The following is an 829-nucleotide window of genomic DNA, read 5'->3' on the forward strand; positions in this document are numbered from 1 at the left end:
GCCATAATATGCTTTGTTTTTGCCATTGGCAGTCGTAATTGCTGTCTGTGCTGCTTGTGCCGCACCTGCAGCTGTAGCCGCCGCCTGCGTGGCCGTCTGGGATGCAGTTTCAGCAGTTTCTTGAGCCTGTCCAGCTGTTTGTGCTGCACCATTTGCCGTTTCTTGGGCAGTAGTTGCTGTTTGCTCTGCTCCTTTCGCAATCTTGGTTGAGTTTGTGAAAGAAATATCTACACTGCCCATTATGGTCATGGTGTGTCACCTCTCTTATGCTCTTTAATCCTAAACAATTGGTTAGTCCTCTGACTATTTCCGAATCTTCATTTCCCCAGGCGAAACCTTGTATTAGCCATTTCTTTCCATCCGAGTCGTAGTAATAACTGATTGTTTCTGGTTCGTTATACTTACCTATTTGATTAATTGTGCCTTTGTCAAATGTATAAACAATCCGGTAAACTAGTGACTTTGATCGTATATCAAAACAATACAAACAACGTTGGTCGCTACCGTCTCCATTGCCACTTGTAAAATAGACATAAGGAAAGTCTAGGCACGCACTTTGATAAGTTTGATCTGTTCCAAAATGTTCACGTCAGACCCTCGGGCAGTGTATAACGGCTTAAATTGTTTGTTCTCCACATCGGTTTTTTTACAAACATAAAATGTTGGATTGGTAGTTCCATATACAAAAAGGACGTACCCATTTCGTACGTCTAAATTCGTTCTATAACCGCCATTTGTACTTAGTAGATTTACAATGCTGCTATCTCCCCAATCCAAAACCTTATTAGCTTGGTAAGGAATTTAACAACATGCCATTGATTATTAGCAG

At 41.4% G+C, this 829-nt stretch carries 1 protein-coding gene and 1 pseudogene; both read right to left on the bottom strand.

Annotated elements, in window-relative coordinates; genetic code table 11:
- Nucleotides 1-249, bottom strand: a 249-nt coding sequence (locus ANHYDRO_RS08385; protein WP_004815657.1) for a hypothetical protein, incomplete at its 3' end; no start/stop codon positions are given.
- Between the two features lie 76 nt (nucleotides 250-325).
- Nucleotides 326-559, bottom strand: a pseudogene (locus ANHYDRO_RS11480) (phage baseplate protein); the annotation flags it as partial.
- Nucleotides 560-829: the final 270 nt, after the last annotated feature.

It is taken from the genome of Anaerococcus hydrogenalis DSM 7454 (assembly GCF_000173355.1).
In the GTDB taxonomy this organism is placed as follows: domain Bacteria; phylum Bacillota; class Clostridia; order Tissierellales; family Peptoniphilaceae; genus Anaerococcus; species Anaerococcus hydrogenalis.